General features: G+C 42.2%; 14 protein-coding genes and 2 pseudogenes. 12 read left to right on the forward strand and 4 right to left on the reverse strand.

Annotation, left to right across the window (positions count from 1 at the left end; genetic code table 11):
• Positions 1 to 754: 754 nt before the first annotated feature.
• The 4 genes from ilvN to psbQ all read left to right on the forward strand — a co-directional run bounded on the left by ilvN (position 755) and on the right by psbQ (position 3,221).
• Positions 755 to 1,285, forward strand: a complete 531-nt coding sequence (ilvN, locus tag IQ236_RS19870) for an acetolactate synthase small subunit (RefSeq protein WP_072719663.1) — start codon at positions 755 to 757, stop codon at positions 1,283 to 1,285.
• Positions 1,286 to 1,451: 166 nt separating this feature from the next.
• Complete coding sequence (locus IQ236_RS27860; protein WP_228041758.1) at positions 1,452 to 1,907, forward strand: hypothetical protein; 456 nt, start codon at positions 1,452 to 1,454, stop codon at positions 1,905 to 1,907.
• Complete coding sequence (locus IQ236_RS27865; RefSeq protein WP_228041759.1) at positions 1,897 to 2,568, forward strand: hypothetical protein; 672 nt, start codon at positions 1,897 to 1,899, stop codon at positions 2,566 to 2,568. Before IQ236_RS27860 ends, IQ236_RS27865 begins: the two co-directional genes overlap by 11 nt.
• A gap of 173 nt (positions 2,569 to 2,741) precedes the next feature.
• On the forward strand, positions 2,742 to 3,221 hold the full coding sequence (gene psbQ / locus IQ236_RS19880; RefSeq protein WP_322744266.1) for a photosystem II protein PsbQ: 480 nt from the start codon (positions 2,742 to 2,744) through the stop codon (positions 3,219 to 3,221).
• A 72-nt stretch (positions 3,222 to 3,293) separates the two neighbouring features.
• On the opposite strand, the gene argB is transcribed toward psbQ, so the two are convergent.
• The 4 genes from argB to IQ236_RS19900 form a co-directional block, all read right to left on the reverse strand.
• Positions 3,294 to 4,187, reverse strand: a complete 894-nt coding sequence (argB, locus tag IQ236_RS19885) for an acetylglutamate kinase (RefSeq protein WP_190521923.1) — start codon at positions 4,185 to 4,187, stop codon at positions 3,294 to 3,296.
• 78 nt (positions 4,188 to 4,265) lie between these two features.
• Entirely contained in the window at positions 4,266 to 4,805 is a 540-nt protein-coding gene (mreD, locus tag IQ236_RS19890; protein WP_190521925.1) for a rod shape-determining protein MreD, read from the reverse strand.
• A 116-nt stretch (positions 4,806 to 4,921) separates the two neighbouring features.
• On the reverse strand, positions 4,922 to 5,740 hold the full coding sequence (gene mreC / locus IQ236_RS19895) for a rod shape-determining protein MreC (protein WP_193870900.1): 819 nt from the start codon (positions 5,738 to 5,740) through the stop codon (positions 4,922 to 4,924).
• A gap of 78 nt (positions 5,741 to 5,818) precedes the next feature.
• On the reverse strand, positions 5,819 to 6,826 hold the full coding sequence (locus IQ236_RS19900) for a rod shape-determining protein (RefSeq protein WP_193870901.1): 1,008 nt from the start codon (positions 6,824 to 6,826) through the stop codon (positions 5,819 to 5,821).
• A gap of 477 nt (positions 6,827 to 7,303) precedes the next feature.
• Here IQ236_RS19900 and IQ236_RS19905 point away from each other — a divergent pair.
• The 8 genes and pseudogenes from IQ236_RS19905 to IQ236_RS19940 all read left to right on the forward strand — a co-directional run.
• A pseudogene (locus IQ236_RS19905) lies at positions 7,304 to 7,450 on the forward strand (single-stranded DNA-binding protein); the annotation flags it as partial.
• Between the two features lie 687 nt (positions 7,451 to 8,137).
• Positions 8,138 to 9,895: a group II intron reverse transcriptase/maturase gene (gene ltrA / locus IQ236_RS19910; RefSeq protein WP_193870903.1), complete on the forward strand. Its 1,758-nt coding sequence runs from the start codon at positions 8,138 to 8,140 to the stop codon at positions 9,893 to 9,895.
• Positions 9,896 to 9,937: 42 nt separating this feature from the next.
• Positions 9,938 to 10,135 (forward strand): annotated as a pseudogene (locus IQ236_RS19915) (single-stranded DNA-binding protein); the annotation flags it as partial.
• A gap of 12 nt (positions 10,136 to 10,147) precedes the next feature.
• On the forward strand, positions 10,148 to 10,675 hold the full coding sequence (locus tag IQ236_RS19920; RefSeq protein ID WP_193870904.1) for a tetratricopeptide repeat protein: 528 nt from the start codon (positions 10,148 to 10,150) through the stop codon (positions 10,673 to 10,675).
• Between the two features lie 192 nt (positions 10,676 to 10,867).
• Positions 10,868 to 11,809, forward strand: a complete 942-nt coding sequence (locus tag IQ236_RS19925; protein ID WP_193870905.1) for a response regulator — start codon at positions 10,868 to 10,870, stop codon at positions 11,807 to 11,809.
• A 14-nt stretch (positions 11,810 to 11,823) separates the two neighbouring features.
• Complete coding sequence (gene ubiE / locus IQ236_RS19930; RefSeq protein WP_193870906.1) at positions 11,824 to 12,531, forward strand: bifunctional demethylmenaquinone methyltransferase/2-methoxy-6-polyprenyl-1,4-benzoquinol methylase UbiE; 708 nt, start codon at positions 11,824 to 11,826, stop codon at positions 12,529 to 12,531.
• A 99-nt stretch (positions 12,532 to 12,630) separates the two neighbouring features.
• Positions 12,631 to 13,863, forward strand: coding sequence for a DUF445 domain-containing protein (locus IQ236_RS19935; RefSeq protein WP_193870907.1), 1,233 nt, complete (start codon positions 12,631 to 12,633; stop codon positions 13,861 to 13,863).
• 30 nt (positions 13,864 to 13,893) lie between these two features.
• Positions 13,894 to 14,169 carry a DUF3493 domain-containing protein gene (locus IQ236_RS19940; protein ID WP_139295066.1) on the forward strand — a complete coding sequence of 92 codons (276 nt, stop codon included), beginning with the start codon at positions 13,894 to 13,896 and terminating at the stop codon, positions 14,167 to 14,169.
• The last annotated feature ends 174 nt before the right edge of the window (positions 14,170 to 14,343 follow it).

The raw sequence follows: 14,343 nt of genomic DNA on the forward strand, positions 1-14,343 counted from the left end.
GTCCCCCCGTCCCCTTGTCCCCTTGTCCCCTTATCCCCAACAAGAAATTCGGGGCCAGTCTACCATTGCGGACTGCCCCGTTTGCCGATCCTTTGAGAGGAGAACACTACAATTTACTATAGTCTTATTGAAAATAATTGTCAACTTATAGTTACATTTTTTAAAATATTGAGTAAAAATTTGGGTTTCTAGCTTTGTCGTTATAGGATGTCACTATGGAGCAAAAAATATACTTAGTCTAACTTTTAGCTTTTAAGTGGGTCGCATAGTCCCACGTTAACTTGTAGAAACGTCAACAACCCACCACTAACTTGAGAACAAGTGCAGTGGGGGCTTAAAATACAGCCCTAGTTGGGACACAACTAAGTTCTTCTTGAACTCCGTTATTTAGGTCACGACACCGGGCGGATGCGTAGCTAGTCCCCTGCTCTGTCGCTTAGTATTAAACAGCCATTTGGGAGGCAGTGTACTAAGCCTAACAAGCCTTGATAACATTGGCAAAGCTAACTTTACCCTAGAAATAGGAGTGGGAGAAATCCCGAAATTAAACGCCCGACCGAGGCGGGTCTAGGCAGAACAATATCGGTAGCCTCAATCCTGTAATACCAGCAGGTATGCCAGAAAGAATCACCACTTTTGAGGCGCAACGGTTTCTTGTTATAGAGGTAATTATGCAACACAAACCCCACCCTCTGTTTCCTCCCCTCGCTGACATGATTACAGGTTCAGTGGGGATCTCCACAGAGGCAGAATGATGAAACACACCCTATCTGTTCTAGTAGAAGATGAAGCCGGAGTCCTGACGCGAATTGCAGGTTTGTTTGCGCGTCGAGGGTTCAATATTGAGAGTTTAGCCGTAGGCCCTGCTGAACAATCTGGTATATCTCGAATTACAATGGTTGTTCCAGGAGATGACCACATTATTGAACAGTTGACCAAACAACTCTACAAACTGATCAATGTGCTTAAAGTGCAGGATATTACCGAGGTTCCCTGTGTGGAACGAGAGTTGATGCTATTAAAGGTCAATTACAATAGCAGCACCACTCGCTCAGAAATTATTGAGTTAGCCCAAATTTTCCGAGCGCGGGTTGTGGATATTGGCGATGACTCCCTAACCATCGAAGTTGTCGGCGACCCTGGAAAAATGGTAGCCATTGTCCAAGTCTTAAGTCGCTTTGGCATTCGGGAAATTGCTCGCACGGGTAAAATTGTCTTGGTGCGGGAATCGGGCGTTAATACCGAATTCCTCAAAACTCAAGCTCCCGTTGAAGCTCGATTTTAAGATTCACCTGTTCAGGGTAAGGGCGAGGACACCTCGCCCCTACGGTTAGGGGGGATAGGATCTTCCTTTTTGAAGAAATGTTGATTTTTAAGTCATTTTTCAAAAAAATTGTTAGAATAGAAAGAGGTGAGCGATCGCATAGTGTTGAGGCTCATCGGTTAAAGTTATGAAAATAAACGTGATGAATGAACAGGATTGTTCAGCCGTTTATAACGCGCTGATAGAGATGTTAAATTCTGTAAAATTGGGGTGGGTAACAGAACAAGTCGCCGATGTGATTAGTGCGGGAAAAACCACTGAAGAGATGGTATCCGGTCGAAAATCTCCTGATTTAAAATTAAGTTATTATACCCCTCAAGAACAATTATTACTGTTGATTTATGCCATTGAAAAATCAGTCATTCATACCGGAGAAATTGAAGGTGAAATCATGGATATTTTGAGCCATGAAGCGACAACTTCTGATTTAAAACCAGAATTAAGATTTACCTCATCGGTGGATGGCAAAGGTAAACTGTTTAAATATAATATTGAATCCGTTAATAGCCGACAAGAAAAAATTCAAGAATTACAAAAATTATTAGGACAATTACGTCAGGAGATTGGAAGCGATGCCAATTAATACAGCCTTATTAGAAAATATCAATCACCAGTTAAAACAAAGTTTAAATTCCGATCTCAAAACAGCTAGAGATCTTGACGATTGGTTTAAATTTTACATTTTTAATATTATTGTCAAAGCCGCCCGAAATGAAGGAGGCTTCGTTTATTATAAAGATGTTTTGAAACGAAATCCTGAAACCTTAGTCTTTCGCAGACGGGCTGGACAAATTTATGATCTCACCCAACCTTATACCCATGCTGTAATTGAATTTGAACAAAAACCTCCATTAGAAATTCATGTCGGAGTTAAAATTCATGGTCGGTTAAGGGTGTTATATGATTGTGATGTTTGTGTTCTTTATAAAATGGAAGCCGATAGTTGTCGTACCAATAAACGAGAACCTCGCGCCTCTCGAATTTTCCTCGCCATCGATTGTCAACATTATGCCTCAGAATTGCGCCTAGAATTTGCTCAGGCTTTTATTGCCTTTTCTTCAGAATTAAGAGTAGCTGGGGATTGTTATTTTGTATCTAATAGTGCGTCTAATCCGGTGGCAAAACTATTAGCCAGTCGGAAACGGAAATGGGAATATGATATTGTTCCTAGCCAAACCAATAATGTCAATCGGTTGATGTACGAATTTCAGACAAAATTCAAAGACTTTAAAGCTAGAAATTAATCTGTTAAAGGTTAACTTAGGAACATTTCGACCCCGGATGATATAGACAGAAAATGTTGATCTTAAGGGATTTTTGCCTTGATCCGAGGTCAGCAGAGGAGAGAGGATTATTAACTGTCCCCCTGATCTGCAACAATAGTAACATCCCCGCTCGGAAGGGTTGAGGGACTGTTGTGTTTTTTCATTCAACTCAAAACACTTGGGATATGAAACGTTATCGTTCAATTCTGGCTTGCATTTTAGCCCTAGTTACAACATTTGTCGTCGGTTGCGGTTCTCCGAAAGTGGAAATTCCTAAAACCTATACCGAAGCCCAAATTCAACAAATCCAAAAATATAACTCTGATCTTTTGGCCCTGCGCGATCGCTTCACAACCGAACTTCCTCGGTATATTAGCGCTCGGAATTGGGTACAAGTGGACACCTTTATTCACGGGCCATTGGGAACCTTATTGCAAGAAATGAATTATTTAACCAAAAACTTGTTACCCGATGCCCAGCCTAAAGCCCGTGAACTGGCTAGAGAAGTGTTTGAACACTTAGTTGAAGTGACCAAAGCCGCAGAAAACCGTGATCCAGTAAAAGCTGCGTCAGGATATCAAGAAGCACTCAAAGATTTAGATTCATTTTTGAGTTTAGTTCCTCAAGCTTAAGGAACATTGATTGAATCTGGCATCAATTTGAGATATAATAGAGGCGTGAAATATCACGTCTCTATTCGATTTTTAAAGCATAAATTCCGAGGCAACAATCATCGTTCCTATCCCGGCATCCGTAAACACTTCTTGTAATAAGGCATGGGGAACACGACCATCTAAAATATGAGCCGCCCGGACTCCTTGAGCCAAACTTCTGACACAACAAGTCACTTTAGGAATCATACCCCCCGAAACAATTCCTTGGTCAATTAATTGTCTTGCTTCCTGAATATTAACTTGGGCAATTAAAGTATCAGGATTATGATAATCTTCTAAAATTCCGGCCGTATCTGTTAATAGAATTAACTTTTCAGCACCCAAAGCCGCCGCAATTTCCCCCGCAACCGTATCGGCATTCATATTATAAGCCTGTCCATTTTCATCCGTTGCGACACTAGAAACCACAGGAATATAACCACTACTGACCAAAGATTCTAATAATTTAGTATTAACACTGCTCACTTCCCCCACAAAGCCAATATCCGCTTGACCTTGAGGACGCGCTTTAATTAAATTGGCATCTTTCCCGCATAACCCAACGGCTTCTCCTCCAGCTTGGTTAATCAGAGAAACAATTTCTTTATTCACCCGACCCACTAACACCATTTCCACCACATCCATCGTTGCCGCATCCGTCACGCGCAACCCATTTTTAAATTGAGGTTGAATTCCCAGTTTTCCCAACCAACTGTTAATTTCCGGGCCACCTCCATGAACCACCACCACTCGAATTCCGACAAAGGAAAGTAACACAATATCTTGCATCACCTTATCTTTGAGGGAACTATCCTTCATCGCAGCCCCCCCATATTTCACCACAATAGTACGATTGGAAAACTTTTGAATATAGGGGAGCGCTTCACTAAGGACTTTAGCGCGAATCGCCGTTTCGGTTTTGTCGAAGTCGCTATATTTAAGCATAGAAATTTCCTGAGCACGTTTAGAGACGGATTCATTAGGGTTTTGGTTCATTAGGTCAAGATCTTACCGAACCCGCCCCTAAGATTTTAGTTGATTTGAGGGTTCCATAAATGCCCACCAACGACTAAGCGGCAAATAGATGACAGGAGCCCATAAACTGCTCAAAATGGCCGTTGACAGTGCCACCCGTTGTTGATGCAGCCACAGTTGTTCTAAATCGGAATAACCAAAGGCACTAAATTGTAAACCTCGAATCGTTTCTACGATAACAGCCATACCAAAAACAATCAAAGCAACAGAAATAAAATCCTCCTGAATTTTTTTGATAATCCGTTTGTAAATAACAACGGTTAAAACAGCAACGGCAATAAAGGGAAGGATATGGGAAGGTTGAACGCGGGTTAATCCATCTAAAATTAATCCACAGGTTAAACCTCCAATAACGGCTTCGAGTAAAGTGCGTTTAATACTCCAAGCCACCAGCCAAATTAACACCCAGTTTGGAGTAATCCCAAACAATTCTATGCCAGGGATACGAACCAAAGATAACCACATACAAACCATTAGGGAAATAATGGTAACAGTCCAATTTAAAACTTGATTCGGTTTAAAAAACATAAATATTTAGGGAATTAGCTGATTAAAAATCACTATTTTTGTTGAAAAATACACGGGTTTTAGGAATAAGTTAACGGGGATAGCCAAAACCCTGGGATTTAATTTAAACGTTAAATTTATTGTTCTGGGGGGATAGATTTTACAGAAGGATTAGAACTTTTTTGAGATTCCGAAGATTTTTTTGCATTAGGATAAATAATCACCCATTCTAAAGAAGAAATCGGCGCAAAAAATTCAACAATTGCTTCAGGAGCAGGAGCTTTATTCATATCTAAAGAAATAACTTTTCCAATGGGTAAACCGGCGGGTACAATCTGACTAAAAGCGGAGGTTACAACCACATCTCCCAGCTTAACATTGGGATCACTTTCAAAGAATTCCATCACGCCTTGCTCCGTAGCATTTCCCTTCAAAAATCCCATATTGCGACTGCGGCTTACCGTGACCCCAATTCGACTCATCGGATCACTCAGAAGCATGACTGTGCTAGTATTAGGGGTGACACTGATGACTCGTCCGATTAATCCCCCAGGTGCCACAACTAAATCTTGATTTTGAATTCCTTGCTGACTCCCACGACCGATAATAATTTGTTTCCACCAGGAATCTGCACTGCGACCGATTACAGGAGCAACAATCCCTTTATCTTGTTTTTTAGAAGCCACATAATTTAAAAGTTCTTGAAACTTTTGATTTTGGGTTTGTAATTCTTGAATTTGAGCTTCTAATTGATTAATTCGCGGAGCAATTTGTCGAACAATTTTCTCTTGTTCCGTAACCGTTGATGTTGCTAAATGAAAGGGTCGAGTTAACCAATAATACATTTCATATAATGCTGCTCCTTGGGTTTGTCGGACTAACCAAGCCGCTAAAACGGCTAAACCCAGTAAAATCCATTGATTCCGACTGCGATTCCACCAACTCCGTGTTTCCATAACCATGACCATTAAACGCTAAAAAAAAATTGAGGATGGTACAAATTTTCCATCCCCTACTTCCCCCAAGAATATCACCTAGAGATGACGAGAACCTCCAGTAAATACCCGTTCTAGTTGTTTAAAGTTTTCTAACACCCGACCTGTTCCCAACACCACACAACACAAAGGATCAGCGGCAATATGGGTAATAATTCCGGTTTCATGACTGATTAGGGTATCAATTCCCTTGAGTAAAGCTCCGCCTCCTGCCAACATAATACCCCGATCAATAATATCAGCCGCCAGTTCCGGGGGAGTCCGCTCTAAGGTTCGTTTAACCGCATCAATAATAATGGATAATGGCTCTGACATACTTTCCCGAACTTCCGGTGCTTTAATCGTCACGGTTCGGGGTAAACCCGATAATAAATGAATTCCCCGCACTTCCATGATCAATTCTTCATCCGCATAGGTGGGATAGGCTGAACCCATCTTGACTTTGATTTCCTCACCCGTTTGTTCTCCAATCACCAAGTTATGAACTTTTTTCATATACTGGATGATAGCATCGTTGAGTTCGTCGCCTGCCACCCGCACCGACTCACTCAAGACCGTTCCTTGTAAACTAAGAACCGCGACTTCTGTGGTTCCCCCCCCAATATCCACAATCATATTTCCCGTCGGTTCCGCAACGGGTAAACCCGCACCAATAGCAGCAGCTATGGGTTCTTCAATTAGTCGGACATCTCTGGCTCCGGCTTGGGATGCTGCTTCAATCACCGCTCGCCGTTCTACTCCCGTTACCCCACTGGGAATACCAATCACAATTCGAGGAGCAATCAGGGTTTTTCCATCATGGACTCGCCGAATAAAATGTTTCAGCATTTGTTCAGCCACATCAAAATCCGCAATCACCCCATCTCGTAGAGGTCGCAGCGCAATTACATTTTCTGGCGTCCGACCTAACATTTTTTTGGCTTCTTCTCCAACAGCCAAGGGGATCTTTTCCTGTTGGTCAATGGCAACTACAGAGGGTTCTTGTAGTACAATCCCTTTACCCGATACATAAACCAGCGTATTAGCGGTACCCAGGTCAATACCCATGTCCCGCGATAAAGAAAAACGACTAAAAAGACCCACTATTATTTACGCCCCCAATATACGATTTTTTTTAACAAAGTCTGATAGAAGTTTGACAGATTCCCGCGTTAATCAGAATGTTAGACGAGGGATGCTAAAGCGGTTCTTTGCTGATTCGGAGTGTCCCCAAGAGCGAGTAACCGATGTGAATTTTATTACGTTTTGGTGTTTGCGTCTAGTCATCCCGCTTCTAGCATGAATCAGCAAGAGCTATCCTTCTCTTAACTATAGCCATAGTTCGTTGGATCAAAGACCGGATCAGGATTGATTGTCTGTGACGGAGACAAGGGGACAAGGGGACAAGGGGACAAGGGGACAAGGGTGAATCAACAGTTAATCATCAACAACCCACCGTCAAATCGAATACAATACCATCAGGGTTGTTAATACCCGTACATCATTCGCAATCGTTAGTTATTAGTCAATTATTAATTCAAAATAATGAGTCTGAATATTGTTACGTTGGTAGGTCGTGCTGGCAGAGATCCAGAGGTGAAATACTTTGAATCGGGCAAAGTCGTCTGTAAATTCACACTCGCTGTCAGACGTCGTAGTACCAAAACTGATGAGCCGGATTGGTTTGATCTCGGTGTGACACGTTAGCTAGAAACCACATCCAGTAATGGATTTGGGGGATTAGCTGCAAGGAAACAGGATAAAAACCTGAACCTTGACAACTGAATGTTCATGTTGGTGAGCCAATAAAACAAATAACCGGAGCCACACGGTAGTTAAAAATTAGATCATGGCTTTTGGCAAGTCCAACCCTCTAGGATGCAAGAGTGAAAGCATCTTTCCCCACCAATTGAGACAAGCAATCTCGTTTGGTGACAGCAGGGAAGAAACGGAGGTAACTCTAAATCTAATAGAGAATCCCTTCTAGCAAGAGGATATGGGTAGCAAACGCAAAGGTATGTAACCGTCGTTAACCAAAACCAGCGAAATAGATTGATACGCTGGAGCCAAAAGGCAACAGGTTAAGGAGTCAATATCTAGGTAATTGACTTAAAAGGATTGTCCATCGAGCGAGGGCAATCTGCATCCCAAAATAACCTCGGCGGATAGTACCACCCTAAACCCTCATACCAATGAACATTCGGAACGTGGAGCCTCTGACATCTCTTGAGCAATGGTCGATAGCTTAAGCAGGTAGCTAACCGCAAGGTGTCAGTAAGGCGAGGATTGGGACTGAAGCAAAAGCCTAACCGTAATGGTTATGGATAAGCCCATAGTCCCACGATGACTTGGAGATAAATTCATGAGTCGCAATTCATTATGTCTAAAACGAGTGTAAAAACTACGGTGGAATGGAGTACGCTCAACTGGCGCAAGCTAGAGAGAGCCGTATTTAAGTTGCAAAAACGGATTTATCGAGCCTCTCAACGTGGTGACCACAAGGCAGTCCGAAGGCTTCAGAAAACTCTAATGCGCTCCTGGTCAGCGCAATGTCTAGCTGTTCGTAAAGTCACTCAGGATAATAAAGGCAAGAACACAGCCGGAGTTGACCGAGTTAAATCACTGACTCCAGAACAACGGATAAAACTAGCCGAAAACCTGAAGATTGACCATAAGGCGAACGCTCTCAGACGGGTTTATATTCCTAAACCTGGACTAGATGAGAAAAGACCGTTGGGAATCCCCACCATCAGGGACAGAGCTAAACAAGCACTTGCGAAATTAGCACTGGAACCTGAATGGGAAGCCAAATTCGAGGAATCGAGCTATGGGTTCAGACCGGGTAGATCAGCACATGATGCGATAGAACATATTTTCATCAACATTAATCAACGACCGAAATATGTTCTAGATGCAGATATTGCTAAATGCTTTGACCGCATTAATCACACCAAACTGCTCAGGAAGATTAACACTTTTCCCAGCATGAGGAAGCAAATCAAAGCATGGCTGAAAGCTGGGGTTATGGACGGGAAGCAACTGTTCCCAACAGAAGAAGGTACACCCCAAGGAGGAGTAATTTCTCCACTACTTGCTAATATCGCCTTACACGGGTTAATAGAAGCAATTAGTAGTCAATATCCGACTACCAAAAATGTGAATGGCAAACAGTTGAACTGGAAACCCTGCATTATTAGGTACGCCGATGACTTTGTAGTGTTCCATGTCAATGAGCAAGTCATCCATGAAATTAAAGAGAAAATCTCGGAATGGTTAAAGCCACTTGGATTAATGCTCAAAGACGAGAAAACCAAGATTTGTCATACCTTTGAACCAACACAAGACCAAGAGCCTGGGTTTAACTTCTTAGGTTTCAACGTCAAACAGTTCAAGGATAATAGAACAAGATTGGGATTCAAAACAATCATCCAGCCCAGTCAGCAGAGCGTTCAAAAACACGTCCAAAATCTTCGGGAAATCATCAAAGCGCATCAAAACGCCAAGACATCTGATTTGATTAAGAAAATTAATCCAATCATCCGAGGATGGGCGAATTACTATCGGACAGTATGCAGCGCAGAAACGTTCAAACGGGTTCACCATGACCTTTACATGATGCTCACTCAGTGGGGACGCAGAAGAACTAAAAACTATCAACGGACTTACCAACTTTATTGGAAAGAATGTGATGGTAGAATCACCTTCTCAAGTGACCCCCCTAATGGCGGTGAACCCATGAAGCTGATCTCCCACAACCAATTCAGTATTCAACGACATACTAAAGTCAAAGGGAATAAAAGCCCTTACGATGCGGATTGGACGTACTGGGGAGAAAGGCTCAGAAAATTACCAGGACTTCAAATTAGAGTTCAAAAACTTCTGAAGCAACAAGCCGGAAAATGTAATCGGTGTGGACTGCACTTTCAGCCTGAAGACAAATGGGAAGTTGACCATATCATCCCCAAAAGTCAAGGAGGAAAAGATTCTTACAAGAATTTACAACTCCTCCACAGGCATTGTCATCACGCCAAAACTGGAATAGAAAACCAGCAGAGGTACGCCCAAACCCAATGCTGCCAAGTCATTGAGGAGCCGGATGAGGTGAAAGTCTCACGTCCGGTTCTGAATCAGAGGTAAAAATGGTGACATTTTTATCGACTGTAACAACTTTGGAACAAAACCGCAGAAGTAGCGGCTAACTATGTCCGCAAGGGGACTTTAATTGGGATTAAAGGGGCATTAAAATTTGACCATTGGCAAGATCGGAATACTGGACTCCAGCGTTCTAAACCCTTAATTTCGGTTGATGACTTAGAGTTACTCGGTTCCAAGCGGGATGAAGAAGGCGCACCTCGGAACACCTATGATGAGTTTTAAGACGAGAAGATTGTGGCTGAAGAATCATTAGACATCATCCAAAGTCAATACCAAGCGGGTCAATTGGCGTTTGAACAGGGACGTTATCGAGACTCTGTTCAATATTTAGAACAAGCTCGTGAAGCGGTGGACTCTAATTCTCGTCTGGGTGGAGAAATCCAAATCTGGTTAGTGACAGCGTTAGAAGCCTCTGGTCATCGGTCGGAGGCTCTCGCCCTGTGCAAACAGTTGATTCGTCATCCGACCGTTGCGACCCGTCAACAGGCGCGTCGGTTACGAGAAGTGTTAGAAGCGCCCAAACTCTATATTGACCCAGAGGGATTTGTTAAAATTCCTGATTTGAATCATCTCGATGAGAAGGAAGATTCGCGCTCCCAAGCTTATCCGGGAACATCAACTCAGTCTGTTTCTAAATCCTCTCCTCCGGTGTTTGTGAGCAATGTTGAGGGGGTAAAGACCCAAGACAATTACTTTTTGTGGGTGGCGTTAATCATGATGTTGCTCGTCAGTGGCGGGTTATTTTGGCTAGTCTCCTTTTAACTTGAACATTCCCCCTGCTGTAAACTTTGAGCAGGGGGATTTTCTGTCATATTTTCGGCAACAAACCTGATAAACTGAGTATTGATGTTAATCTGCCTGCTCCCAGTCTGAAGCGGGGTTTCCTGTTTACCATTAATTTTTTGATTGAAGTTTCCGGTGGATACCGCAGGAGTACCAACCGCGGAGGTATAGATGGAAGTTGAAATTCCCCAACTAGAAAGTGTTAAGCGCCAACTCATGAACCATCAGCGACCCAAAAAGCCCAAGATGTTGGTAGTTGACGATGAGCCAGATAATTTAGATCTGCTCTACCGTACATTTCGACGGAATTTTAATGTATTTAAGGCAGAAAGTGGCGTTCGAGCACTCGAAATTTTGGAAGATGAAGGGGAAGTGGCCGTTATTATCTCCGACCAACGAATGCCTGAAATGAAAGGGACGGAGTTTCTCAGCAAAACAGTGCCTCAATTCCCTAATACCGTGCGAATTATTCTAACCGGGTTTACCGATATTGAGGACTTGGTAGATGCGATTAATTCTGGCCAGGTCTACAAATACATTACTAAGCCTTGGGACCCCAATGAACTCAAAGCTGTTGTGGAACGCGCCGCAGAAACTTATGAACTGCTGAACCAACGCACCGCAGAACTTAATCGTGCTCAGGCTCAAACCCAACTGTTAGCAACGATTATGGAAACCGCCCAAGTCGCTGCTAATTTGGAAAGTTTATTGACAACCATTGCTGAAGCGGTAGCAAAACAGTTCCAAGCGGATGTTTGCATTTTACAATCCATTCAAGATAATCACCTAGCTCCAACAATCGGTCATTATGGTGGTACGGGTGTTCTGGAAAACTGGTTAGACCGTGATCCTATCGTCCAAGAAGCGATGACAACGGGAAGTGTACAGGCTTCTATTAATATTACGGCTGATCCCACCTTAGCAACTCTCCCTCACTATCAAAGTTCAGGAATTCAAGCCCATATTAATGCTCCCATTCGCTATCGAGATCGTCAGATTGCTCTATTATCAGTACAGTGGAAGCATCCTTGTCAGATGAGTCCTGATGATTTAACCACCATTTATTTAGTCGCCCAACAAATTGCCTTGGCTGTTACCAGCCTTGAGCATTAATCCCCAAACTTAACATGATCAAGGAAAATAACCGCGTTCAAGACATCTTTAATCGCATCGCACCTGTCTATGATCAGTTAAATGATGGGTTAAGTTTGGGACAACATCGGGTTTGGAAAAAAATGGCAGTGGGCTGGAGTGGTGCCAAATCAGGAGATACAGCCCTAGATTTATGTTGTGGGAGTGGAGATTTAGCCCTATTATTAGCTCAACAGGTGGGAGCATCGGGACAGGTATTTGGGGTGGATTTTTCTAATTGTCAATTAGAAATTGCTCAACATCGACCTCGACCTTTTACCATTCCATCGGCTGCGATCGCTTGGGTAGAAGCGGATGTCTTAGCTTTGCCCTTTGCCGATAATACCTTTGACTGTGCCACTATGGGGTATGGTTTGCGGAATGTTCCCGATATTCCTCGCAGTCTCCAAGAACTGTATCGAGTGCTTAAGCCGGGAGCAACGGCGGCGATTTTGGATTTTCATCGTCCTTCGAGTTCCCTACTGCGTACTTTTCAACAATGGTATTTGGATCAAATTGTTGTTCCCGCCGCCGAACGATTAGGTTTTAAAGAAGAATACGCTTATATTAACCCTAGTTTAGATAAATTTCCGAGGGGCAATGAACAAGTAATATTAGCCCAGGAAGCTGGATTTTCTCAAGCCACACATTACCCGATTGCAAGCGGTATGATGGGAGTATTAGTGATAACGAAAGCTTATTAAGCGATTAGCAAAGCTGCTCTGTTCCCTTGATTGGATGGGTAAAAAAACTGATAGCGGTTAGCTAGGGTGAAGGCTCACTCATAGTTTGTTGCGATAAGAATGGCTAATTTTTCTGATCTGTGGGTTTTAATTACGCCGCCAATTGTGGGGGGAATTATTGGTTATTTTACCAATGATTTAGCGATTAAAATGTTATTTCGTCCGTACCGACCCCTACAGGTTTATGGTCGAAGGGTTCCGTTTACTCCGGGTTTAATTCCGAGAAATCAAGAACGTTTAGCAAAACGAATTTCCGATACTATTATGGGGTCATTATTGACTCCAGAGGAGTTACAAAATTTAGCGCGTCGGTTGCTCGAAACTGAACGAATGCAAGCGACGATTAATTGGTTTTTAAGATTGGCATTAGATCAAGTTAAATCTGATACAGAACGAAAAACTGCTAAGATTTTATCAGGAATTTTACATGATTTTATTGGGGAGTCTTTACCCAGAATTTTAAGAGTTTTAGCTCGGAGAGAGGATTTTTTGGCTCCTCAGATCAATCAAATTTTTGATCAAGTGTTGTTAGAATTTCAATTAAGTAATAAACAATCAGAACAACTATCAGACTGGCTTTTAGAGGTTGTCTTACCTCCAGAAGTCTTGCGACAAGCTTTAATTGATTTTCTCACGGATCGCAATATTTCAATTATTGATGAGGGATTCCGCGAACAAAGCAGTGGAACCTATTGGGTGGTTGCCAATTTATTAGGATTACGCCATAGTTTAACTCGGTTGCGAACTTTTTGTTTAGATGAAAAAGAAGAAACAAATCGACGACTAGCGGAATTAATTAAATCCCTAGGATTAGGAATAAGGCTGCAAGAATGGTTACAGAATATTACCTTACAAAATTTACCGGTTTCCACCGTTAAACAACTGCGAAAGACCCTACGAGATGCTGTTAGAGTTTATATTCAGGAACAAGGAATTGATGTCATGCAAGGGTTAAGCCAATCTATTGATTGGGATCATCTTTCAACGTTGATTTTAAAACGATTACAAACCTCTCCTGTGATGAATACATCTTTAGAGTTAGTGAGTCAAGAATTAGCCTTACTTCTGGAACGATATTTAGAACAGGATTTAGAAAAAATTATGACTCAAGTGATTCCCATTCTTAATATAGAACAGGTGATTATTGATCGAGTCAAAGGAACTTCCCCGGAAAACTTAGAAGCCGCTATTAACGGTATCGTTAAAAGTGAATTACAGGCGATTGTTAATTTAGGGGGAATTTTAGGTATTATTGTGGGGTTATTGCAGACGCTTTTGTTAGTATTACGATAGCGTTTATCTTTCCTAATTTTGTGAATGAATATGACAACTCCTAAATCAAAACTCAGTCCTGAAATCTATGCGCGTTTGAAAGCAGAAGCAAAAGCTCCCTATCGAGGTTTGCGACAGTTTATTTATGTTGGTTTTGGAGCTTCCGGTTTAATTGGTGCGTTTGTGTTCTTGGCCCAACTATTAGCGGGACGGAATATTGAATCGGCGTTACCGAACTTAGCCTTACAAGTGGGAGTGGTAGCTCTGATGGTGGGGTTGTTTCGTTGGGAACAACGGGCCAATCGCCGGATATCGGGGCCAAAGTAACATAACTATACATTTCTCAATCAACGAACATAAGACGCAATCAAAAGAAAATAAAGAAAATATTACGAAATTAAGGTTTCGTCATAATCCCTGAGAAGATTAAGTTTAGTGAATCAAATGGGGTCAGTTTTATAAAGACCCTAAAAGATAAATCCACTTTAATGCTTCAAATGG

This window comes from Planktothrix mougeotii LEGE 06226, from assembly GCF_015207485.1.
GTDB lineage: Bacteria > Cyanobacteriota > Cyanobacteriia > Cyanobacteriales > Microcoleaceae > Planktothrix.